The sequence below is a fragment of the Spirochaetota bacterium genome (assembly GCA_034190085.1).
Lineage (GTDB): Bacteria > Spirochaetota > UBA4802 > UBA4802 > JAFGDQ01 > JAXHTS01.
The window spans coordinates 10157-33533 of record JAXHTS010000022.1; the positions used below are offsets into that span (position 1 = coordinate 10157).

21 protein-coding genes are annotated in these 23377 nt (G+C 36.7%); 10 read left to right on the top strand and 11 right to left on the bottom strand.

The window, feature by feature from the left end; all coding sequences use genetic code 11:
- Nucleotides 1–238, top strand: a 238-nt coding sequence (locus tag SVZ03_04330; GenBank protein MDY6933434.1) for a hypothetical protein, incomplete at its 5' end; no start/stop codon positions are given.
- A gap of 312 nt (nt 239–550) precedes the next feature.
- Here SVZ03_04330 and SVZ03_04335 read toward each other — a convergent pair.
- The gene (locus SVZ03_04335) at nt 551–751 is read right to left on the bottom strand and encodes a cold shock domain-containing protein (GenBank protein MDY6933435.1); all 201 of its coding nucleotides are present in this window, start codon (nt 749–751) and stop codon (nt 551–553) included.
- A gap of 458 nt (nt 752–1209) precedes the next feature.
- Between SVZ03_04335 and SVZ03_04340 the strand changes: the two genes are divergently transcribed.
- The gene (locus SVZ03_04340; GenBank protein ID MDY6933436.1) at nt 1210–2676 is read left to right on the top strand and encodes a CoA-binding protein; all 1467 of its coding nucleotides are present in this window, start codon (nt 1210–1212) and stop codon (nt 2674–2676) included.
- A 107-nt stretch (nt 2677–2783) separates the two neighbouring features.
- Here the strand turns inward: SVZ03_04340 and SVZ03_04345 are convergent, their stop codons facing one another.
- Nucleotides 2784–3893 carry an acyl-CoA dehydrogenase family protein gene (locus SVZ03_04345; GenBank protein MDY6933437.1) on the bottom strand — a complete coding sequence of 370 codons (1110 nt, stop codon included), beginning with the start codon at nt 3891–3893 and terminating at the stop codon, nt 2784–2786.
- An 89-nt stretch (nt 3894–3982) separates the two neighbouring features.
- Between SVZ03_04345 and SVZ03_04350 the strand changes: the two genes are divergently transcribed.
- Entirely contained in the window at nt 3983–4222 is a 240-nt protein-coding gene (locus SVZ03_04350; protein ID MDY6933438.1) for a hypothetical protein, read from the top strand.
- A gap of 66 nt (nt 4223–4288) precedes the next feature.
- Here SVZ03_04350 and dctP (SVZ03_04355) read toward each other — a convergent pair whose 3' ends face one another.
- Both dctP (SVZ03_04355) and dctP (SVZ03_04360) read right to left on the bottom strand, forming a co-directional pair.
- Nucleotides 4289–5320 carry a TRAP transporter substrate-binding protein DctP gene (gene dctP / locus SVZ03_04355; protein ID MDY6933439.1) on the bottom strand — a complete coding sequence of 344 codons (1032 nt, stop codon included), beginning with the start codon at nt 5318–5320 and terminating at the stop codon, nt 4289–4291.
- 181 nt (nt 5321–5501) lie between these two features.
- Nucleotides 5502–6548 (bottom strand): TRAP transporter substrate-binding protein DctP, encoded by a 1047-nt coding sequence (gene dctP, locus SVZ03_04360; protein MDY6933440.1) that lies wholly within the window; start codon nt 6546–6548, stop codon nt 5502–5504.
- 1196 nt (nt 6549–7744) lie between these two features.
- Between dctP (SVZ03_04360) and SVZ03_04365 the strand changes: the two genes are divergently transcribed.
- A complete protein-coding gene (locus tag SVZ03_04365; protein ID MDY6933441.1) occupies nt 7745–9544 on the top strand; it encodes a hypothetical protein in 1800 nt (599 codons plus the stop codon).
- Here the strand turns inward: SVZ03_04365 and SVZ03_04370 are convergent.
- The 4 genes from SVZ03_04370 to SVZ03_04385 form a co-directional block, all read right to left on the bottom strand.
- Complete coding sequence (locus SVZ03_04370) at nt 9527–10351, bottom strand: MnmC family methyltransferase (GenBank protein MDY6933442.1); 825 nt, start codon at nt 10349–10351, stop codon at nt 9527–9529. The genes SVZ03_04365 and SVZ03_04370 overlap by 18 nt on opposite strands.
- Before the next feature lie 101 nt (nt 10352–10452).
- Nucleotides 10453–10872 carry a hypothetical protein gene (locus tag SVZ03_04375; GenBank protein ID MDY6933443.1) on the bottom strand — a complete coding sequence of 140 codons (420 nt, stop codon included), beginning with the start codon at nt 10870–10872 and terminating at the stop codon, nt 10453–10455.
- 13 nt (nt 10873–10885) lie between these two features.
- Nucleotides 10886–12136, bottom strand: coding sequence for a deoxyribonuclease IV (locus SVZ03_04380; GenBank protein MDY6933444.1), 1251 nt, complete (start codon nt 12134–12136; stop codon nt 10886–10888).
- Between the two features lie 5 nt (nt 12137–12141).
- A complete protein-coding gene (locus SVZ03_04385; GenBank protein MDY6933445.1) occupies nt 12142–12408 on the bottom strand; it encodes a DUF167 domain-containing protein in 267 nt (88 codons plus the stop codon).
- Nucleotides 12409–12733: 325 nt separating this feature from the next.
- On the opposite strand from SVZ03_04385, the gene SVZ03_04390 reads away from it, so the two are divergent.
- Nucleotides 12734–13354 carry an MBL fold metallo-hydrolase gene (locus tag SVZ03_04390; protein MDY6933446.1) on the top strand — a complete coding sequence of 207 codons (621 nt, stop codon included), beginning with the start codon at nt 12734–12736 and terminating at the stop codon, nt 13352–13354.
- Nucleotides 13355–13592: 238 nt separating this feature from the next.
- Here SVZ03_04390 and SVZ03_04395 read toward each other — a convergent pair whose 3' ends face one another.
- Nucleotides 13593–13931 (bottom strand): STAS domain-containing protein, encoded by a 339-nt coding sequence (locus SVZ03_04395; GenBank protein MDY6933447.1) that lies wholly within the window; start codon nt 13929–13931, stop codon nt 13593–13595.
- Nucleotides 13932–14310: 379 nt separating this feature from the next.
- Between SVZ03_04395 and SVZ03_04400 the strand changes: the two genes are divergently transcribed.
- Entirely contained in the window at nt 14311–15192 is an 882-nt protein-coding gene (locus SVZ03_04400) for a methylenetetrahydrofolate reductase (protein MDY6933448.1), read from the top strand.
- A gap of 234 nt (nt 15193–15426) precedes the next feature.
- On the opposite strand, the gene SVZ03_04405 is transcribed toward SVZ03_04400, so the two are convergent.
- The gene (locus tag SVZ03_04405) at nt 15427–16893 is read right to left on the bottom strand and encodes a choice-of-anchor Q domain-containing protein (GenBank protein ID MDY6933449.1); all 1467 of its coding nucleotides are present in this window, start codon (nt 16891–16893) and stop codon (nt 15427–15429) included.
- Between the two features lie 605 nt (nt 16894–17498).
- Here SVZ03_04405 and SVZ03_04410 point away from each other — a divergent pair.
- Both SVZ03_04410 and ruvB read left to right on the top strand, forming a co-directional pair.
- Nucleotides 17499–17966, top strand: coding sequence for a PTS sugar transporter subunit IIA (locus SVZ03_04410; protein ID MDY6933450.1), 468 nt, complete (start codon nt 17499–17501; stop codon nt 17964–17966).
- Nucleotides 17967–17977: 11 nt separating this feature from the next.
- Nucleotides 17978–19021 (top strand): Holliday junction branch migration DNA helicase RuvB, encoded by a 1044-nt coding sequence (gene ruvB / locus SVZ03_04415; GenBank protein MDY6933451.1) that lies wholly within the window; start codon nt 17978–17980, stop codon nt 19019–19021.
- A gap of 60 nt (nt 19022–19081) precedes the next feature.
- Here the strand turns inward: ruvB and kdsB are convergent, their stop codons facing one another.
- Complete coding sequence (kdsB, locus tag SVZ03_04420; GenBank protein ID MDY6933452.1) at nt 19082–19807, bottom strand: 3-deoxy-manno-octulosonate cytidylyltransferase; 726 nt, start codon at nt 19805–19807, stop codon at nt 19082–19084.
- 554 nt (nt 19808–20361) lie between these two features.
- On the opposite strand from kdsB, the gene SVZ03_04425 reads away from it, so the two are divergent.
- Both SVZ03_04425 and SVZ03_04430 read left to right on the top strand, forming a co-directional pair.
- Complete coding sequence (locus SVZ03_04425) at nt 20362–21801, top strand: carboxypeptidase-like regulatory domain-containing protein (protein ID MDY6933453.1); 1440 nt, start codon at nt 20362–20364, stop codon at nt 21799–21801.
- A 306-nt stretch (nt 21802–22107) separates the two neighbouring features.
- The gene (locus tag SVZ03_04430) at nt 22108–23322 is read left to right on the top strand and encodes a radical SAM protein (protein MDY6933454.1); all 1215 of its coding nucleotides are present in this window, start codon (nt 22108–22110) and stop codon (nt 23320–23322) included.
- The last annotated feature ends 55 nt before the right edge of the window (nt 23323–23377 follow it).

Sequence of the window (23377 nt, forward strand, 5' to 3'; positions counted from 1 at the left end):
TGCAAGGAATTCCAAGCTCTATGCAAGGAATTCCAAGCTCTATGCAAGGAATTCCAAGCTCTATGCAAGGAATTCCAAGCTCTATGCAAGGAATTCCAAGCTCTATGCAAGGAATTCCAAGTCCTGTGTAAGGATGAGTTTAATTCCTCTATACTGGGGTTATACAAAAAGTCATTCACCTGCGCGGGATTTGAGAATACAGGAATCTCAAATATATACATTATTTTACTTATTTTGATTCCGGCATTCCGTTTTGCTGTAACCTGAATGAAATACTTTTTAGACAATCCCACATATTATTCTAATGAGCCCTTCTGTTACCCTTCCTGCCGCCCTTTTCCCATGATTTTATGACAAATTTTCTTCAAGCTTTTCAAACTTTTTGCCGTATTGCGCATAAATAGCGCTCGTCAGCCTTGATGATTCCTCTTTCAGGTCCTTTATCAAGCATGTTAGCTGTTCTGTGGATTGCTGCAACCCTTAAATTATCAATAAAAAAAGCCCGATCACAATTCAATCGAGCTTTTTTAAAAAAAGATGAAAAATACGTTTATATCGTAGATACTTGAACGGCCCTTGGGCCCTTATCACTCTTTTCAACCTCAAACTGTACTTCTGCACCTTCAGTTAGTGTTTTAAAGCCATCGCTTATTATTCCAGAATGGTGGACAAAATAATCCTGCCCATCATTAGAAGAAATAAAACCATAACCTTTCTGATCGTTAAACCATTTTACTGTACCTTGCAACATGCTACAAACTCCTTTAATTTATGTACGGGATATCTCCCGCAAGGATTAGCCTGAATACTACTATGGAAGTAACTCGGAAGTCTTAGGTTAAACCCATAGATAAGTTATCGAACATAATCATTATTTAGTCAATATATTTATTTATATCATTTTGTCAATCTATTAACCTTTTTTTGTCGCAGTATTAGCATATTCTGTTATTTATGGCAAAAATGTTGAAAAAGACATATTTAAATGACAATTTATAGCTATTTCTCAATTAGCATCGATTATTTTTACAATTTTAGTTTGAGTATGTTTATCAATCAAAAGCCTTGATAAAGTCCGGAATCGGGTTTAATTGGATTATCAACATTATTGATGATATTAGGCCTATATATTGAAATTTTTCTTTTTTTTGATTTGTCATTTTTACTGAGTAAATTATTATAATTTCAGTCTTTTAAAAGGAGAAAGTTATGACCTGGAATACTGAATTTGAAGTTGCCTTTAATCCAAAGACAATAGCCCTTGTTGGCGCTTCAACAAAAACGGAAACATTTGGAGGAGGATCATTTATAATAAGCATGCAAGAACTCGGTTTTGAGGGAAGGATCTATCCGATAAACCCAAAGGCTGAGGGAATGGAAATAAAGGGTCTCAAGGTCCTCCCTAATCTCAAATCAGTACCAGAGCCTATTGATCTGGTAATTATTACAGTGCCAGCTCCAATAGTGCCATCTGTGCTGGAAGATTGCATAAAAGTCAATGCCAGAAATGTGCACATATTCACCGCAGGTTTTGAGGAGACTGGAGACAAGGAGGGTGAAGAACTTGGGACAAGGATAAAGGAGTTAGCGAGGCAGGGGAGGCTTCGTATCATCGGCCCCAACGGAATGGGTCTTTATGTGCCTAATGGAAGGATTGGCACATTCTCTGCATTACCACACGATAGCGGCCCAGTAGCCTTTGTCTCTCAGAGTGGCGGTCATTGCAATGAATTTACCCATAGCGCGGCCGAATATGGCATACGCTTCAGCAAGGTTATTAGTTATGGGAATGCCTATACAATGGACAGCGCCGATTATCTTGAGTACCTGGCCGAGGACTCAGAGACCGAAATAATTACAATGTATATTGAGGGGATTCAGGATGGGAGGAGGCTCGCCAAATTAGTGCGAGAGATCAACCCCAAAAAGCCAATAATTATCTGGAAGGGGGGTCTAACAAAATCTGGCGCAAGGGTAGTAAGGTCACACACCGCCTCATTAGCTGGAGATAATGACATCTGGTCCTCCTTCTTTAAACAGACCGGCGCAGTAAGGGCTAATTCACTGGATGAGATCATGGATCTGGCTATGACATTCCTATATGTCGCTCCTACTACCGGCAATCGCATGGGGATAATCGGCGGAGGCGGTGGACGAAGCGTATCCTCAGCAGATGTCTGCACCAATGAAGGCCTGGAAGTCCCTACCCTGTCCAAAGAAACCGTAGATAAATTGAAAACCCTTGTGCCCATGGCTGGGAACATCATCCAAAACCCAACTGATACCATCCTGATGCTCTATGATTTAAACCTATTAGCTGGGATGACCGAATTGGTGGCTACTGATCCATCAATAGATATCCTCATCAATGATCCTCCCTTTATTCTAATGCGAGGAGTCCCATCAGGGATAATGTTTAGCGATGAGCTGTTTCAGCCCCTGGCTGAAAGGATAGGCGACATCTCAAGGAGCGGCACCCGCAACAAACCGCTTGTGATCGTATCTCAACCATGGAAGGGTGAACCCTCAATGATGTCAGCTGTTGAGCAATTTGAGAAGGAAGTGCTGGATATGGGAGTTCCTGTTTATCGTTCACTAAGACGCGCCAGCCGCGCCCTTGCCAAGTTCATCGAATATCATAGATTTATTGAGAGGGTGAGAATCCGCAAAGAATAATTTCTGTTCATTAGATGATGGGTTATGAAGTCATGAATCCGAATTGATCCCACAAATTGATCTATAATCTGGCAATCCAATATCATGAGACAGCCTTCAGCGCTGAATCAACCAATAGCTAAACCCTCCATGGCAGCAAATCCCCGTCCATTCCTCAACCACATCTCAACAGGATGATCCCGGATGTATCCATGTCCGCCTAAAAGTTGTACGCCATAGTCCGTAATTTTCATAGTCTGATCAGCGCAGTACATCTTAGCAAGCGTGGCCTCGCGTGTGCCATCTTCATTGCGATCCAATTTCCATGCTGAACGCCAGGCAAGCAATCTCATCCCCTCTATTTCCATTGCTGATTCCGCCAGCATAAAGGCAACAGCCTGTCTGCTTGCGATTGGCTCGCCAAAGGCATGCCTCTCCTTGGCATATTCAAGGGCATACTCATATGAGGCTCGAGCGACACCAACAGCCATTGAACATAGATTAGCCCTTGAGAGATTAACAATACGCATATAATCTATGCCTCTTTCGCCTCCAAGCCGACATGATCTCGGCACTTCGCAATCCTCAAATGTTACTGGGAAAAGATGCAGGGGTCTGAAGCCCATGTTTTTCTCTCTATCGCCTATGACAACACCCTTTGTATTCCTATCTATGATGATTGCCTCCACTGAGGCGGTTCCGCCACCCTTAACGCTATTGGCATATACGATAAAATGCTCCGCCCTATCAGCTAGCGGAACCATGCACTTCTTTCCGTTAATCACCATTGTGTCCTTGTTCATTTCTACAGTTGTATGAAGGCTGAATGGGGAGAAGGTAATACGTGGCTCCATCAGGGCTGAGGTAGCCGAAAAAAATTTATCACCGCAAAATTTTGGCAGATATTCTTCCTTCTGTTCCTCAGTGCCAAACTCCAGAAGAGGAATCACCATCAACAAGGGCGAGAGCGCGGCTATTGAGAGGCTAACGTCCCCCCATGCCAATTCCTCGACCATAATCGCGGAATTAAGCGCGGATTTGCTCATATCATATCCACCGTATTTCTCAGGAATAATGTTGGAACAAAACCCCAACTCCCATACCTTTGCTAAAAGATCTTCCGGCAACCTATCCTCCTCGTCGCATTCCCTTGCAATCTCCCGAATCTCATTCTGAGCAAATTTACGCATGGTATCCTGAATTTGTTTCTGTTCCTCATTCAATGTAAACTCGGCCATATATACCTCCAAGAGTTTTCCTTAATATAATTTTTACCTAGGAATATATATTGTGGGAAAGTGAATTCTAATTATTACGAAATGGCATTATGGAAGATAAAGCTTTTGAAGGCAAGCAAAAAGCAAGACTATTAATATTACAAATTCTAATGAATATGATCTCCCTCTTATATAATATCTACAGAAAAGTCAGCAAAATACAAGTTGAAATAATGCTATATAATACTATGAATAGGGGTGATTTGAGGCGGCTTTACAACGTTACTATCCTACTGATTCATCAAAACACCTCATCAATGTTGGCTAAGATGAATATCCCTTCACCCTAGCCAACTATGTGAATATTTGTCAAATAGTGCTATCCAAAATTTAACTGCTATCAACAAGCATGGCCCTTATCGCTTTTGGGCTCTGTATTGCTTTCTAAAACTTAACACCTCATTAAGCATCTCCCTTGAATATGCCTTTCCAACCATTTTATCCCAAACCGGCTTAGTCCTATTCTTGAAGAGCGCAATCTCCTCAGGAGTCATCTTAATCTCTTTACAGCCATAATTTATCATTGCTCTTTTTCCATCTTCACCGATCTTGTACATCTCCTTGACTAATTTCTTCCCCACCTCATTGCCCAACTTCTCAATAGCCTTCCTCTGATTCAGGGGAAGCTTCTTCCATGCCTTCATCACAACTACAAATAGCCCCTGATCATATCTTATTGGGAGCGGATTGATATACTTGGTAATCGTATAGAGTTGAGCCGCCAGCCACCATACAGATGGAGATATTGCGCCGTCAACCACACCGGATCTCATTGACGGAACAACCTCTGGCACATTTACCGGGATTGGGCTTGCGCCAAGCGCCTTTAGGACCTCCACCTCTAATGAACCATGCCAGGTTAATATTTTACTCTTCTTGAAATCATCAGGGCTTCTCAAAGGAAATTTTGATGAATAAAAATGTTCATCTAAGTGTGCTGTAGTCAAAACCTTAAACCCATTTTTCTCAGCAATTTTATCTATTGTAGGTCTCATCCTTTTTTGAACATAACCGGCTTCCTTATAACTATCAAATAAGAAGGGTAATTCCATCACCGATATGCCGGGACAAATTGAGGAATTGGACGTACCAGAGATTAGCGATCCATGCAGTTGGCCAATTCTCATCTTTGCCACATAATCCTCTTCATCCCCCATTGTGCCACCAAGGTACCATACACATTTCACATCCCCATTAGTCACTTTTAAGACATCCTGTGTGAAATCTACAGTCAAAATGCTTACCATCTTGATTGTATCCTGGCCTAAAGTCGCCCACTTCCATACATACTTTGGCTTTTTTTCTGCCATTACACTGGATAAACTGAATCCAGCGATTAGCAGTCCTGATAATGTTAGAGTAATCATACACACTTTGGTCCCCTTCATGTTAAAAATCCCCCCTTTTTTTTTTAATCTTCCTCTATTCTACTTCAAATTCCAATAATGGAAGCACTATTGGCGTCTCTGTAAAAATTAGTCTCAATACTAATCTTCAATCCCCTTGCCTATTACTGAATAGGCTATATTAAGGTTTTATTTTTATATTGTCAGGGTTATTGGCCTATTATTACATTGAGACCTTCTTCTTGGTACGGTATTTTTTCAAGAGGAGCAACACATCATCCAACATCTCCTTTGAATATGACTTGCCAATCATCTTATTCCAAACCGGCCTCGTCCTCTTTCTGAATACCTCAATCTCTTCAGGTATCATCTTTACCTCTTTACATCCATATGTTATCATCGCTTTATAGGAATCTTTACAAACCTTACGGAGTTCTTGGTTAATTTTTTTATTTAAAGGAGGCATCAGCTTCATAATTCTTTTCCTGTATTCAAGAGGAATCTCATTCCATGCACTCATTGATACTATAAATACACCTGGATCATATCTAATCGGCAATGGATTGATATATTTGGTAATCGTATAGAGTTGTGCCGCTAACCACCAAAATGACGGAGAGATACATGAATCAACGACACCAGCCCTCATAGAAGGCACTATCTCCGGAACATTGACAGGAATTGGACTAGCCCCGAGTGTCTTTAGTACTTCTACTTCTAGTGGACCATGCCAGGACAGCATTTTGCTCTTCTTAAAGTCTTCGGGAGTCTTCATCGGAAGCTTGGTTGAATAAAAATGTTCAAAATCCACACCCGCATCAAATAATAACTTAAAGCCATTCTTTTCAGCAATTTTTGAGAGTTTTGGTCTCAATCTATTTCTTACATAATCCACTTCATCCCAATTATTAAACAAGAAGGGTAATTCCATCACAGATATTCCGGGACAGGCCATTGCATTAGCGGTTCCTGTAATCAGCGCTCCTTGAAGTTGGTTTATCCTCATCTTTGCGATATAATCCTCTTCATCTCCCATTACCCCACCCATATACCAGACACATTTCAACTCTGAATTTGTCACTTTCAGAATATCCCCGGTCAGGTCTACAGTTAAAATACTTACCATTTTAATTGTGTCTTGACCGAGTGTCCCAAATTTCCATATATATTTTGGTTTCTTTTCGGCCATTAAGATTGATAAACAAAATCCAACAATAAATAAACCTGATAAAACACATGCTAAAATATAAAATCTCTCTCTTCTCATCATTTTAACCTCTTAAATAGAAATTTAGGGGCAAAGAACAGTTATTCCACAACAAGCCATTTTATATTATTCTTAAAGCCCAGAAGTTCTAAAAATATTGTGCTTGATTTGGGTCTAACTGAAATAGTCAAGCTTTGGTCTATCAAAATTTTAAGTGAATACCTAATTTGCTAATAAAAGAAAAACTAGGGGGAGAAATTTATAGAAGAAGAAAAATAGAGTAAATCGCTTCAGTAATCAATTCACCTATACCAAAGAGCGTATTGATATTAAAGAATATGCACCTTGTGATAAGTCACATAACATTTAAATAATTCTTATAACGTTATAAATGACCACAATTTCATTCTATTTTTATATGATCATCTGCAATTAGAACTGATAATAAAAGAAATGATGTATTTACTCAATCATGTAAAAAATATCCCAATAACTGAGGAATAAAATGGAACAAATATGCTTTATGATTCTCAGTAAATACTTCCCCCTTGGATTACCCAATTATACAATTTTACCAAAAAATCTTTTATAGTGAATATTTATATTATTAGACCTATTTTCACTATCAAAAATATTAAGGATATTATTTTTGTATAATTCAGCTTTTATACTTGAGTATTTTTAAATAATAGACCTTCTGCCCACACAGTATGACTATTTTTTCAGTTAACATAATTTGGGATTAAATATTGTCAAGAAAAATAAAATATTTATAAACATATGGCATAGCCTTGAGTTGCAATCCGGCTGCACTGTAATCTGCACAATATTTGATGAATTAGGACGAAGTGTTTAGAATATCTCCAGAAACGGAGTCGTTAAATCCAAGTTGCTTGAAATAATCTAAAAAAACAAAAAAAATTAACTATAAACATATATTTTATGTAACATAATAGCTATTGATTGTACAAGTAAAAGGATATAACCTATTCTAGTATTTGTAACATCGCAATCTACATGTATTAAACCATATAAGTATATCTAAAATAGCATAACTCCCGATGTTGCCAAGATAATCCAGTTAATAGTATATACACTAATTATCTCTGACCAATTTATGATTGACATTAATAAATATTCAGGTCATAATTAGAGTAGATAAAAGCAATCATTTTCACCTTCTTGTAATTGGAAGCAGATTTTTTCTTAATATGTTGCTTATATTCACCTTAAGTTTATATATAATGATATAGGAGTATATGAACGAAATAGAAAAAACGAAGGAAATCATTGGGATTTCAAGACTCGATAATCAGACCAGGAAAGCACTATACAATAAATTCATTGATGCTGGTGGAAAGGTTATTAACCATAAACAGCGATCTAATTTCTCAGAGTTTAATCGGAAAAAGCAGAGTAAAAATAGATATGAACTAGTAGATAATGCCGGTAATCCCAAAAAACGTAAGACCTCAAAGAGTATTGTAAATATCCCGTCCCAACAAGAAATTCAAAAAAAGGCCTTAAAGAAACGAAAAGCAGGCCCCTTGAGGCGTTTTTTTGAACGATATTACATCAGATTTCGATTGTATTTTATGGGTGTTACGGATTTTGAAGGCTGCTACCTCACACCTGAATTTTTCAAAAAGTTTGATATGGAATACAAGACTGCCCTAATCTATATGCAGATGGTATATATTGACATATTTAAACAGAACATGAGAACAGGCAAGAGGATAACCGACCAACTCGATAATGCAAAACCGATCTATTTCGAACTAATCGAGATGATTTCAGAGCTATTTGACAGAAATGAAGCAAATTGGATATTGGAACACTATACAAATTTTTCAGATATTCCTATAAAATGCGATGAGATAAAAGAACCATTGATGTCCATATTTTCTAAATTATACCCATTGCTTCAATATAAGGAATTACTCTTTCACGCATATAAACGAGCAATTGATCATCAAATGAGATTAGAAAAAAAACAAGCGCCATATTATACTGCTCAAAAAAAGAAGATTAAGAACAACCTTCATATTATCTTCAACAGACTATTCCCGAAACTATACTGGTTATTCTGCCTCTATGAGGTAAGGATTATACCCCTAATGACCAGAGAAATCGAAGAAGCTATTCTTATATCCAATGATAATAAGCCCGGTAAAAGGCGAAAGGTTGCTACTATACAGAAAATCGAACTTCCCTTTCTTGAAAACCCACAAGAGGATGTGATGGAGGAGGAAAATATATCAATACCCAATGATATACAAAAGGGTATTGAAATGATGTATAAACTCGATCTGAAAAAATTAAGAAAGCGTTATGACCAAAACAATATCTTCGAATATGTAAATTGGAATGATAAGATATTAACGACATTCCTCCTTTTTAGAGAATTTGATGAGGAATATTCATTTATTCTCACAACAAACAAAATAAAATATAATAAAATTTCCACTTCTTCCGGTAAACTCGATTATAAAACAAGACTCTCTGACCTATATATTGAGCTTAGGAAATGTATTGATAGCCTCAATGAGTATGCTTATACTTTCTCTACAATTGAAAAGGCAAGTCGAGAAAAACCAATCAGCAATCAACAATACATTGAATATTCTAACCGATTGACCGCATTGGACAAGGAGAAGAGCAACACCGGAAGAGACGCAAGAATGGTTGTTAAAAGATTTCTGGAAAAGCTGTGCGATGAATTAAAGGCTCTCATAAATGACATCCAGAATGCTCAAAGGATAATAATCAATCCTCAAGATAGGATCGATTTTGAGACAAACATTGAGGGTGATAAAAAATTAAATAAAAAAACTGTACATCAGGCCATCACCATAACCTATTTATTTGCATCCGCTTTACTATACAGGCTGGATCCAGAGGGTGATCTGTCCGGTGGGCTTGAATTTCAAGAAGGGGAAAAAACCATTTTTAACTCCAATACTTCTATCAAGGATGAAGCAACATTGGATGATAGAAGACAAAAGATTGGAAGCTTATCAAAGAAATCCATTCTAAATGAATTAGAGGACTTCATTTAATCTTTTCAACCGCATCTGCATAATCCTATGCTTTAATATATCCTCCCTAGAGGTACTCAATAAATTATCCCTATAGGGTGTTGATCGTATATGATTGCATAATGTCTGTATTTCGGTGTCGCTTAAATATGGAATATTGCCGAGCCTAGTTGCCAGTGTTCCTTCCCTTTTCCCACCAATAGAAGGGCCCCTGCCAATCCTGAAGCCCACATCCAAAAGCGACTTCCTAATATGCAAAGCAGAGGAATATGTAGTTAAAATACCATGTTCAGAGATTAATCGCTTAATCTCCCTAAAAAAATCTACAGACCAGAGTTCCGGATTTTTTGATGGTGAATATGGATCATGAAATACAGCATCAAACCTCATACCCCTGAGTTTCTTGATTGAGTCCCTTGCGTCTCCATAAATTAACCTATGAATATACCTTTGAGTGGAATATTCCCCCTTTTCAAAGGCACTCTTAATATTGTCATAGATAAAATCCCTCTCATCACCAAAACGAATCTCCTTTAATAGATGTAAATATGAAAGATCACTCTCAAGGGATATGATTCGTAATATCTGGTTGCTAGTTTTTTGAAGGAATTCTGTTAGCAGAGCCAACACATTACATCCAATGCCAAAACCTATATCAAGCACCCATAACTCATCATGACAGCATTCAAGTATTCTTGAAGCATATACATGCTTATACAAGGCCTCCTCATAGGCTCCGGAGGTGGAATGCATAACCTCATTATAATCATGAGAAAATAATGAGTAACTCTGATCATCTGTATGAACAATCGAATATTTTGATTCCAATCCCTTTTCCCAGTTGACACAACCATAAAATTAGAAGCAATAGCCGGATTCGCTTTCCACCCTCCATTACCTCGTATTATTTCAGTAAAATGATAGGGATTCTATTCCCTAATATTATCCTGCTTGTGATCCTTATTCAACTCGATCACTTCTTCCAATGCCTTGGTATTAAAATCAATAAAGGCTGAACAATATTCACTATCGCACTCATGACAGATCCCCCTTACTCCCCTCACAACATCGGAAGCCCTTTTCATCGCTACACCCATCTCTTCACTGTCATCCAGGTTTATCCTTAAATATCCCTCAATCAGATACATCGCCCTCATTCTACCCCTGGCCAACAAATATTCTTTTATATCCCCAATCTCCTCATCTATAATGTTTACCCTTACATAGACTCTCAATATGCCATTAAAGAATCCCTCCGTCCTTTCAATACTGGCACACTTTGACCTGCAATTTACAAAAAGGAGAAAAACACCAATTATTGTTATTATCAATATCCTCTTGCCAAACATATTACAATGCATACTATTTGTTATTATCAATCAAGCCATATACCCTATTAAGATTCATCCCATCAACCTCAAAGAGGCTCAGCTTTGCCTTTTCATATATATTCACAATATTTTTCAATACCGCATCAGAAATAGGAATATCTCGTTTAATTGAAGTCTCGAGAATCTTTGGGATGTCCTTTAACAGCACATTTGGTATAGAGACTCCTTCCCTCTGTGTAACCTCAAGACTCTTTGGAATATCCTTCAATATAGTATCAAAAATTGAGACACCAAATCTCTTTGCATTGTCAATAGTATTGAGTAAATTTTTAAATATAGCGTCAGATGCTGAAACCCCGATCCTCTTAGTTGTTTCATAAACCGTAGGCATATCCTTTAACAGCACATCTACTATGGAGAGTCCGTATTTTCTCGATGTTTCTATAACCTTCGGGATATCCTTAAAAGAGCTTTTCTCTTCTGAAGCCCTGATAACCTTTGGAGTTTCTAGTATCATTGGGATATCCTTAAGCCTATTATCATTTAATATCAACCTAAAGCCTGAGTCTCCTATAAACCCCTCACCTATATGCTCATGCCTGTCTATTTTACTACCTAATTGACTCTTGCAATCATTGAGATGGATAAGCTTTAGCCTATCAAGCCCAATTATCCTGTCAAACTCTTCAATAGTCCTATGAAATCCCTCCTCATCAGATATCCGATAACCTGCGGCAAAAATATGACAGGTATCCAGACAGACTGATATTCGTTCACTATTCTTTGAAATATCAATAATATCCCGCAGATGTTCAAATCTGTATCCTATTGTTGTTCCACTGCCAGAGGTGGTCTCAAGCAGTATCTTTATGCTTTTGTTATCAATCCTTTGGATTATCCTACGCAGAGAGTTAGCGATCTTATCAATAGCAAAAACCTCACCATTTCCCTTATGATTGCCAGGATGAAGAACAATATAATCTATCCCCAATGCATCCGCTCTTTCAATCTCGTCAATCATTGCCCTAAAGGACTTGAGAAAAATATTGCCTTTGGCAGCAAGATTGATCAGATAACCTGAATGCGCAAAGACCTGTAAATCATCAAACTTTCTTCTATTTATTTTGAATAATTCTACATCCTCATTCTTATAGGGTGGATTCTCCCACCTCCTAGCATTCTTCAGAAAAATTTGAATAGCATTAATGCCTAATATCTTCGCTCGCATCAAAGACTTATACAATCCACCAGCTACAGAAACATGGACACCGATATATCTCATGAAAATTATCCCTCAATTGACCTTAAAACATCATCCTTAGATATGCCCTGTATTGCTATCCTCTTTCTCTTCCCCTTTTTTCCCTTAATGATTTCAATTCTCGATTTAGAAATTCTGAGTCTTTTTGACAAGAGCCCAATACACTCTTCATTAGCCATGCCATCAACCGGCGGCGAGTTTAGATATATTTTGAGATTGGATGCACTATACTTCACAATCTTACTTTTAGATGATTTCGGTGATACTATAATATCAATAATGGCTTTTTCCAAATTGACTCCTTTATAAACTTCCCTTTAATTCTCATCAAGGTCTTGTAATTATCTTTTACTACGTATTCAACAGGAAGTAAATAGGGTAAATACTCCTAAATATTACAACCTTTAAATCATAGAGAGACAAAACCACAAACTGATTATATATTACTTGACAGATATACTTATTAAGTAAATTCTTTTTATACAAGTAATTTACTAATAAATTACAAGAAGATAATTAAGTATGATACACTTTCTCATGTCATAAAATATAAGAAAAGCATCCTTAACCTAATTAATTAAGCAGTAATCAAATATAAAAATATATCAGGTAATATCAATGCAAATAATAACTCATGAGAATGGTCCATTCCTTGTTAATACCTATTTAGTACTCAACGAAACCAGTGGAAAAGCTTTCATCATTGATCCAGGAACTGATATTGAACCCTTGTGTAAAAAAATCGAAAAAGAAAAAATCTTGTTAGAGGCAACCGTCTGCACACATGGGCATCTTGATCATGTCTTTGGGGTGAGCGCATTACAAAAAAAATATAATATTCCCTTCTATATGAATAAAATGGATTTACACTTCATAGACTCATTGCCATTTCAAGCAGGCATATTTGGAGTGTCAGATCCAGGCATACCCACCCTTGATTTTGATTTGCCTACATCTGGGATGATATCATTAGCTGACATTCAGATCAATCTATTATACACTCCTGGACACTCCAAGGGTTCAGTTTCAATTTATATTGAGGAAAGCGTTTTTTCAGGCGATGCGCTCTTTAACTTCTCAATTGGGAGGACAGACCTTCCTGATGGTAATTATAATGAACTAATTACATCAGTAAAGGAAAAACTTTTTAGTCTACCCGAAGAGACAAAGGTATTTCCGGGACATGGCCCAAGTACCACAATCGGAAGAGAAAGAGAATACAATCCATTCTTTGATTAGCAATCCGCAAATAGGAATAGACTATATATCCTTATGAAATGAGTCGCCCTGTTTATTGAAATATTACTTATTTAGCAGCGATTATTGGAAGGATTGCTATATGTATCATAATCCCCTTCTTATACAATAGAAGGTGAGGAATACGAAGATGATTCACTCTATTGCTGGTTGTTTTTAACAATGTTTAATTAGCTTTTAAAAGGAGTGGGAATGAGAAATGAGAAGTTATCATCCATAGTCATTGTGATGATAAATCAGTTACTGCATCATCAATTGTATCAAATACCTTAATTACTGATGAAACCTTCGTTAAATCCAGCACCTTTTTAACTTCACGACTTGGAGATGCAAGCGCAAAGCATGATTTTAGACTTTTATTGATATTAAGGAATATACCAATACCAGAACTGGTAATTACCTTCACATCAGATAAATCCAATATCAATTTGGTTATATCCTTATCAATTATCGCCTGCTGCAGATGATCCTTCAAATCTGGTACATCAAGGGTATGAACCTCTGGAATACCAATTCTTATAACATAAGCGCCCTCTCCCATGTCCTGAATATTAAGCATGATTTTCTCCTCTATCAATTTGCTGCTTAAAAGATATAATATAGCAATTGTTTATTATTATCGAATGTTTCTATCTTACCAAATACTGGCGGAAATATTCTATCTATCTCTATTAAAATTACTATAATATTAATATTCAATTTTATTTCAATATACTTTATGATTTACTATAATAAGCGAGTCAATAATTTTTTTATTACTACTTAATACTCATTGGATATTGGGAATTATAATCCTCGCAAAACTATATAAATAAGGATAACGAATTGGAATAGCTTTAATTCCTTGACAAAAACAAATAATAGTACTGAATTAGAATCCATTAATTAAATTGAATAATTGAGAGCTGATATAGTTAACTACATTTGAGGGGAATATCATGAAAGCAACAGAAATATGGAAGCCTGAGAATAAACCAACAATTTCCTTTGAATTGTTTCCACCAAGGTCAGAAAAGGCTGCAATAAACTTTGAAAAGGCTTTAGAAGAATTAATAGCCCTAAAACCAGATTTTGTTTCTGTTACCTTTGGGGCTGGTGGTTCAACTCGTGAAGGATCATATCAGCTTATTGATAAATTGAGGAGAAAGAATGACCTCGAGGTGATCGCCTATTTCGCTGGATTCGGTTTAGGACCAGATGATACCATCTCTGTTCTTGATAGTTATCGGGATTTAGGTTTGGATAACATCCTGATCGTGCGCGGAGACCCACCGCACGGCGATGATAATTTCACACCACATCCTAAGAGTTTATCCTACGCCTCAGACATTCTGAAATTCGTGAAACCTAAATATGACTTCTGCCTAGGAGCAGCCAGTTATCCAGAAGGGCATATTGATGCAGAAAACAAGGAGAAAGACCTTGATTATCTACAACTAAAATTGGAAAATGGCGCAGAGTTTACCATTTGTAACTATTTTTATGATAATAAATACTTTTTTGACTTTAGAGAGCGTTGCAAGACAAGGGGAATTAACGTTCCTATTGTGCCAGGTATTATGCCGATCTATAGCATAAAGATGATGGAAAATTTGGCCAAGCTTTGCGGGGCAACCATCACCGATGAGGTGCGCAAAGGCCTTTCAGCCCTTCCAGAGGACGACAAAAAAACATTGGAGGAATTTGGGATTGAATTTGCTACAAACCAGTGCAGGGAATTGCTAAAGGCAGGGGTTCCAGGACTACATATTTATACAATGGACAGAAGTACATCAACCACTGGAATAGTAAACAATCTGCGTGATGAGGGGCTGCTGTAATTTCAGGATATCTAAAAAATAGTGCCTCATCATATATAATCTTTCTGTAAAAAGGTCTCATCGATTGGATCGACACACATATTGAGCAGACACAGGACAAAAGACCAATACTAAAAGTGACTCTATTATCCACGATTTATATTATTGTAGAATTATTTTCTCAATCACCTTTAACTGGGAAGATGTCTTCAGAGAGGCAAATATTATATTGTCACCTGATATGAGATTTGCAAATCAATATTCATAAGCTCCAATATCATAACCCTCACCCTTCGGCCTGGAATTACCTTCTATATCTAGACTTGGAGCAAGTTCCGCGCTTCCAGCATCGATTGCTGAAGCATCGGGTGTTAGTCGAAAATTTAGATTATCGAAATCCACAAAAAGGTCAGTGTAATCATTATATTCTATAACTAGATTATGATCTTCCACAACGCCATCCGTTGCAGTCACATGAGTTGCTATATTATTTCTAATAACACAATCCTCGCTTGGGGTTCCATTTTTGTGAGCATTGATTAAAATCCATGATGGACCCGGACTCGAATTGTTGATATCAACCACAGTATTATTAACAACTCGACAATTAAAGGCACCATAAAGAGATATTCCATGCCAATGATCAACAACAACAATATTATTTTCTACTATCCAATTGATATAGGGCCCATCAAAACATCCGATTCCCTGTAGAGGGCCCCTAAAGGGTTGATTAGGATCTTCGTAGTTGATAATTACATTACCGCGTAATACTACGCGTTCACGGGGTGGGTCATCGTTAACCGACCAGGACTGAAATCCATCATCATGATTTTCATCAACAACATAGCTATTCTTAACTGTATTATACTCAAAAAACATATCATTGCCAAGACCCCTCATTCCATCACCAGAAAAGTTTTCAATTAAATTATTCTTTACTATCACAAAATCGCCCCTAACAGTTATGCCATATTGTATGTTTTTACAGTAATTATTGCGGATTGTCATACAATTACCATAAACTCTTATCCCATTACAGGCGAGTTCATTCCAATTATCTATATCCCAACCTGATGAATCCTGAACTGAATACATTGTACAATCGTCAATTGTAATATTACTAATAGGACCATGCCATCCATGTGATTCAAAATGTACAAGGGTATTTAACTCATAAGGACTCGCGAATTCCGGACTAATCTTCAATCCCCTAAAACGCCATTTGGATGCCGCTGATAGATAAACCATAGATAAACTCGGGCTATGCCCATCCTCAGCAATAATATTAATATATTCATCATTATAAGCGCCCTGAAATTCAAATTTACCGTGAAAACCGTTTCGCAATATAATAGTATCGCCCCCCTTAATTGGAGCACCCGGATTCTTGATTTTCATTTCACCCCCTATGTTATATGGAAGCTCCTTAAAAACTCGAGTTTCAATCTTATTATTATCAACAATCTCCTGTAGAGTGCTAAAGGGTGATTCGCTGCTGCCATTATTGTTTATGTCTCCATTAACAGGATCAACATAGAATAAATTACCTGTAAGCACAGCCTCATCAAGATCTATACAGTCAGAATAGTCTGAACCATTAAAAATATCATTACTAATAATTAGAGATGGATTATCGGATTTATCCGAATTATTACAGGAAAGTGAAGCAATAATTAAACAAATTATTAGGCTTAGTTTAAATCCATAGTTATTCATCATTCCTCCCAAAGTTGAATTATTTTCTTACTAAAATTTCCAATAATCAAATAATCCAATCCCCCTATTTCTATATATTTCAATTTTGTGTTGAACAAAATGGGGATCAGTTAAATTTAATAAAACAGAAGTGCAACGTCAATAGCATCTTAATCAAAGGAGGCAATTTTCACGGCCAACTCTTTGAAACTTAATATAATACTTCAACATAGGTGTGAGTTAAAGGAATCCGCACCTGGAATGAATGAAATATACTTACTTTATAAATCATCAATTAACTGTGGTTTTATAACATAATAAAATTGTACTTCCTATTAGGCATCTTAAGCAAGCACAATTGACAGGCAAATGATTGCCTAAGTGGTATATATTAAACAAATTACTTATCCTGTATTGTTTTTTGCTCGAACCCTATATCCCAATAATTAGAATAACTGATACGCTACTTATAATATATAACTTGACTAAATAATCTTAATCTTTTAAACCTATAAACAAAGTGTTACTTGGACTAAAAATATCGATATTGTTGATAAAGAAGAGTTACATAGATTCTCATAGCTTCTAATAAAGAAGCCAATAATCATACTAAATAATATTTAATTTATATGATCATATCAGAAAACCTAAAGAAGAGCAACATTATAATTAAAGCTAAATCTGAGAACAGGTGGGAGTTGATTCAAGAAATGCTTGATTTAGCTGTTAAGAATAAGGAAGTAAAAGAGGAAGATAGGGAAACAGTAGGGAAAGCCCTCATTGAGAGAGAAAAATCCATGAGCACTGGCATTGGTAAGGGAGTTGCCATCCCTCATTGTACCACTTCAGTAATTGATCAAATTGTAATTATAATAGCTTTATGTGAAAATGGAATTAATTTTGACTCAATTGATAATCAGCCTGTAAAAATTGTAATTTTATTACTTGTTCCTAAGAATAAACTGACTCAGCATATTAAAACTTTGGCAAATATAGCACGCACTATTAGCAACGATGAACTCAGAAAAGATTTACTCTCTGTAAAAAACCAGGAAAAGATAATAAAAACAATAAGAGAACATGAAAAAAATATTTAAAGAAAATTATCATGGAAAATCTGCAAAGACTTGCGAGTTCAACCAAGCTTGACGAGGATCATGGAGAAAAAACATTAAGACCAACCACCCTAAAGGAGTTTATTGGTCAATCTAAATTAAAAGAAAACTTGAAGGTCTTCATAGAATCCGCTAAAATTAGAAGGACATCCTTAGATCATGTTCTCTTAGCAGGCCCGCCAGGCCTAGGAAAGACCACCCTTGCCTTCATCATTGCCAGTGAATTAGGCTCCAATATTACATCAACATCCGCACCGATTATCGAGAAACCCGGGGATCTTGCATCTATCCTAACAGAATTGAATGAAAATGACATCCTATTTGTTGATGAAATTCATAGATTATCTCAGGTAATTGAAGAGATACTCTACCCTGCCATGGAAGACCGTACAATAGATATCATTATTGGACAGGGTATGGGGGCAAAGACAATTAAGATCGACTTATCACCCTTTACTTTAGTCGGGGCTACTACCAGAACAGGCCTCTTAACCTCGGCTTTAAGGGATAGATTTGGAATACCCTTAAGATTAAATTATTACCAAACAGACGATCTAAAAGAGATTTCAATTCGTTCAGCAAATATATTTGGAAGTAAAATCACTGATGATGCTGCTTATGAGATTGCTAGAAGATCAAGAGGCACCCCAAGAATTGTCAACAGATTGTTGAAAAGGGTAGGAGATTTTACCGTTGTTGAAGGGAGGGAGATTATTGATATCGAAATTACCAAATATGCTCTTGATAGATTAGATATCGATTATATGGGTCTTGATGAGATGGATAGAAAAATTCTCTCCACAATAATTGATAAATATGATGGAGGCCCGGTAGGAGTAAAAACAATTGCCATCTCAGTCGGGGAAGAAATAGATACAATTGAAGATTTCTATGAACCCTATCTTGTCCAGGCAGGTCTTCTGAATAGAACACCAAGGGGGAGGGTCGCTACAAGAAATGCCTATAATCATTTAGGAATTGAGTATACAAGAAGGATGGAAGATAATGCTCAGACTAACCTATTTGTTGAGGAATAGGGGTATAAAATAAACCTCAGGAAAAACACTCCTCTATAGTCATTATTGATTCTTAGATATCTACACATCCCCTTCCCTTATTAAGGCATTCTCCACCTTGCAGATATCTTCCGGAAGATCTACACCTATTGACTCATAATCCACAACGGATATGTGAATATCAAATCCATTCTCCAATATTCTCAATTGCTCTAGGGATTCTGCATTTTCAAGGGGAGAAGGAGGCATTTTGATAAACTCATTTAAAAAGTCTCTCCTATATCCATAAATCCCAATATGCTTATAATGAAGAGTATTAGAATCTCTTCTAAAGGGTATCGTGGATCTGGAAAAATATAGGGCTTTCCCCTTTTTGGAAGATACAACCTTTACTACATTAGGATCATCTATTTCTTCAATCTGATTGATTATAGAGGCTACTGTAGCAACCTCAACCTGCCTGTTTTCCTGCATATATTTTATAATTGTATCTATTACCTCCGGTTTTATTAAAGGCTCATCCCCCTGAATATTTATAACGATATCGCATTTCTCTCCCTCAAGGGCCTCCACAACTCTATCTGTTCCGGAAGTATGCTCACCTGTTAATACGACATTACCCCCGAAAGATAATACTTCATCAACAATACGAGTATCATCAGTAGCGACTAATAATCTTTGAAGGCTGGATCTCTCAGCTCTCTTATATACCCTCTCAATTAAAGTTTTCCCTAATATCTTCACAAGAGGTTTACCTGGAAATCTGGTAGAGGCAAATCTTGCAGGAATCACTCCTATTGTATTCATACCTGGTTCCTTCAAAAATTCTAATTTAGGATATCAAGTTAATATTGTATTATTATAAATCCAAACTCAATCAACTTGACAGTGATAAAAACAATAAAGTCATTATATTTCTCCCTATTATGAAAGGTTGAGTAAAAATTCCTGCTTCATTCCTTGTATATAAGAAAAGAATCCTAAACTCTAAAATAAAATTAATATTTTTTTATTCGCAACTTGATTTTTCATGCTCAGAATAGTACTTTTTAAGTGATAAAATATGTGTAATGGGACAAATCAACAAAATACTAATAAATACAACACAACTACGATATTACATGAAAAATCGATTAGGAATTTTTTTTTTACATATTCGTATTGAACCCAAATAATATAGATAAAAATTATTCTTTCTTAGTGATCTCATCAGAAAATATAGAGCTTATAGCGCTTAGTATTATGATTATACATTTATATATTAAATTTTGTAAATTGAAAATTCCTAAAAGCGAACTCCTTATGTTTCAATGATCAAATAGTATACAATCATAAACTAAAAAAAAGGAGAATCAATGTTAATGAAAAAATTATTAAAACAACTTTTTGTAGTTATGGTGTTTGGTTTAATGCTGAATCCCTTAATTTCATGTTTTGATGATCTATTAATTACAGGTACAGTTTTATTAGATGGGACTGGTTTAGAGGATGTTACTTTAACACTTAGGAGAGGGAGCACGACAATTGACTCAACAATGACTAATTCTGATGGAGAATACGTTTTTGCTGAAATTGAGGCTGGCACCTATATAATAACTCCTTCCAAAGAAGGATACGCTTTTTCACCGGATAATATTGAAGTTACTGTAGATGATGAAGCGATCTTGGATCAGGACTTCGAAGCTGTTATTATGATTACTTGGGCTGAGTCCTATGGCGGAGGTGATGAAGATTATGCTGAGTCAATTCAGCAGACCTCTGATGGTGGATACATAGTTGCTGGATCAACATATTCCTTCGGTGCTGGTGGTTCTGATTTTATAGTCCTTAAGCTCGATCCTAATGGCGTCGTGGAATGGCAAAATACCTATGGAGGCAGTTCTGATGACGCAGCAGAATCTATTCAACAGACTTCTGATGGAGGATACATAGTTGCCGGATATACTGAATCCTTCGGCGCCGGGGGGCAGGACTTCTGGGTGATTAAACTTGATAGCAATGGAACGATGGATTGGTCGCAAACCTTTGGCGATGCGGGTGATGATTATGCAAAATCAGTACAGCAAACCACTGATGGTGGATATATTGTAGCTGGGGCAAAATATGATATTGTTGCTACCTTTTATGATATGTGGGTAATTAAACTCAATTCTGATGGCAGTTTAGATTGGGATAACACCTATGGCGGGAGCAGCGGCGATTGGGCACATTCGATTCAGCAAACCTCTGATGGCGGATACATTGTTGCTGGAAATACATTTTCTTATGGGGCAGGAAGTTCCGATTTCTACATAGTTAAACTAGATGTTAGCGGTGTCCAACTTTGGGATCAAATTTATGGCGGCATTTCAGCCGAGTATGCAGAATCCATTCAACAGACTTTCGATAACGGATATATCGTAACTGGTCGCACAAATTCATTTACCGCTGTCAGTTTTGATTACTGGGTTATAAAACTTGACGATATGGGGAATGACGAATGGGCAAGAATATATGGAGGAAGTTATTATGATTTAGCATTCTCAGTTGAACAAACCTCCGAAGGTGGATATATAGTTGCTGGTACAAGTAATACATACCCAACTTCTGAAGAAGCGGATTATGATTATTGGATACTGAAACTCGAGTCTGACGGAGATGAAGAATGGTCAAGAACATATGGCATTGTTCCTGGGTCAAGTAATGAGTACGCTCGCTCAATAGAGCAGACATCTGATGGTGGATATATTGTTGGTGGATGGTCCTATACTATCAATAGTGATATTTGGATATTAAAACTGGATAGAAATGGCGAGTATTGATAATGACAATGAACCTTCTCGAAAATTGACGGATTTCAGATAAAACCGTAATAAATATAATTACTCCCCACTTTCAACGGGGAGTAATTATATTCCCTGATCATTCCACATTCCATATAATTTATCTAAATTATCCCTGTTATTAAATCTAATCCTTCTCCTCATAATGTATGGTTTATAATCAAAATTTCAAGAAATACAATCAACATCAATATTATTAATTGACTTTTTGCAGGAATGTCATATTTTTTATCAAACAACTAATTTGATATGTGAAATTATACTATCCCTTGTATGGCTAAAGTGATGAAACGACTAGTGGCAATAGAAACATCAAGATGTGTTCATTGTAATTTCTGTAAGGTGGCATTCTGCCCATCAACTGAAGAATGTATAGGCTGCAACGCTTGTTATATCGCCTGCCCCTTTCAGGCAGTGGAGATGGTCGAAAAGCCAATCGATGGAACAATTACGATTAGTGTTGATGGCAAAGAGGCTTATGTTCCTGAAAAGATTACGGTTAAGAGGGCTCTGGAAACGCTTGGTTATAGATTTAATCAATTCCCTGATGAAGGCATTTTTGCTCCCTGTGAGGTTGGAGGATGTTGGAGTTGTACAGTAAAAATTGATGGAGAGTCGGCTCGCAGTTGCGTAACACCCATCCGTGAGGGGATGAAGATAGAGACTCAATATGAAGAAGATGTACATAGGAGATTGATATTTAATTACAGCGCCCATCCAGCTGGTGGAGTTGGAACACCGCTGAAGATAAAGCAATATGGGATGGGCGATTTTATTGAATTAGTCTGCTTCACCTGTGGATGTAATTTTCGATGTCCTCAATGTCAGAATTGGACCATTGCATACAGGGGGAAACCAAGTATAAATGTTGGAGATCCACGAACCCCGATTGAGGCTGCCGCTATTATGAAATGGCTTAGGGGACAATATGGATTGGACAGGATGACCATTTCCGGTGGTGAATGTACACTAAATAGGCCATGGCTGATATCATATATCAGGGAAATGAAGAGGCTAAATCCTGACTCAAATGTCAGATTACATATTGATACCAACGGCTCTCTATTAATCCCAGATTATATTGATGAATTGGTGGATGCTGGAATGACCGATATAGGGATTGATTTAAAAAGCCTGGAATTAGATACCTTTATAAAAATAACCGGTGTTACTGATAGAGGATTGGCTGAGAGGTATTTAAAAACAGCCTGGCAGGCAGTTCAATACATCAATGAACGATATAAGGAAAAAATTTTCTTAGGTATAGGAATTCCCTATAATCAAGGATTTACAACATTCGATGAGATAAGAAGGGCTGGAGAGGAGATAGCAAGAATTGATCCTGAGATTCAGGTATGTCTTCTAGATTATAGAGGGATTTATAGAAGCAAAATAACTCAGCCATACCCAGATGAGATGAGAGTAGGTTTAGGAGTATTAAAGGATTGTGGATTAAGGACCGCTTTTTGTCAGACTATGGATGGATATATTGTAAGTTAATGCAGCATACCAAAACATAAGATAGAAGTGTATTCTTTCATCCTATGCCTGAGAG

Excerpts from the sequence above, each read along its gene's own strand:
- SVZ03_04335 (MDY6933435.1), bottom strand. The coding sequence starts at position 751 with ATGTTGCAAGGTACAGTAAAATGGTTTAACGATCAGAAAGGTTATGGT.
- SVZ03_04340 (MDY6933436.1), top strand. The coding sequence starts at position 1,210 with ATGACCTGGAATACTGAATTTGAAGTTGCCTTTAATCCAAAGACAATA.
- SVZ03_04345 (MDY6933437.1), bottom strand. The coding sequence starts at position 3,893 with ATGGCCGAGTTTACATTGAATGAGGAACAGAAACAAATTCAGGATACC.
- SVZ03_04350 (MDY6933438.1), top strand. The coding sequence starts at position 3,983 with ATGGAAGATAAAGCTTTTGAAGGCAAGCAAAAAGCAAGACTATTAATA.
- dctP (MDY6933439.1), bottom strand. The coding sequence starts at position 5,320 with ATGAAGGGGACCAAAGTGTGTATGATTACTCTAACATTATCAGGACTG.
- dctP (MDY6933440.1), bottom strand. The coding sequence starts at position 6,548 with ATGATGAGAAGAGAGAGATTTTATATTTTAGCATGTGTTTTATCAGGT.
- SVZ03_04365 (MDY6933441.1), top strand. The coding sequence starts at position 7,745 with ATGAACGAAATAGAAAAAACGAAGGAAATCATTGGGATTTCAAGACTC.
- SVZ03_04375 (MDY6933443.1), bottom strand. The coding sequence starts at position 10,872 with ATGTTTGGCAAGAGGATATTGATAATAACAATAATTGGTGTTTTTCTC.
- SVZ03_04380 (MDY6933444.1), bottom strand. The coding sequence starts at position 12,136 with ATGAGATATATCGGTGTCCATGTTTCTGTAGCTGGTGGATTGTATAAG.
- SVZ03_04390 (MDY6933446.1), top strand. The coding sequence starts at position 12,734 with ATGCAAATAATAACTCATGAGAATGGTCCATTCCTTGTTAATACCTAT.
- SVZ03_04395 (MDY6933447.1), bottom strand. The coding sequence starts at position 13,931 with ATGCTTAATATTCAGGACATGGGAGAGGGCGCTTATGTTATAAGAATT.
- SVZ03_04400 (MDY6933448.1), top strand. The coding sequence starts at position 14,311 with ATGAAAGCAACAGAAATATGGAAGCCTGAGAATAAACCAACAATTTCC.
- SVZ03_04405 (MDY6933449.1), bottom strand. The coding sequence starts at position 16,893 with ATGATGAATAACTATGGATTTAAACTAAGCCTAATAATTTGTTTAATT.
- SVZ03_04410 (MDY6933450.1), top strand. The coding sequence starts at position 17,499 with ATGATCATATCAGAAAACCTAAAGAAGAGCAACATTATAATTAAAGCT.
- ruvB (MDY6933451.1), top strand. The coding sequence starts at position 17,978 with ATGGAAAATCTGCAAAGACTTGCGAGTTCAACCAAGCTTGACGAGGAT.
- kdsB (MDY6933452.1), bottom strand. The coding sequence starts at position 19,807 with ATGAATACAATAGGAGTGATTCCTGCAAGATTTGCCTCTACCAGATTT.
- SVZ03_04425 (MDY6933453.1), top strand. The coding sequence starts at position 20,362 with ATGAAAAAATTATTAAAACAACTTTTTGTAGTTATGGTGTTTGGTTTA.
- SVZ03_04430 (MDY6933454.1), top strand. The coding sequence starts at position 22,108 with ATGAAACGACTAGTGGCAATAGAAACATCAAGATGTGTTCATTGTAAT.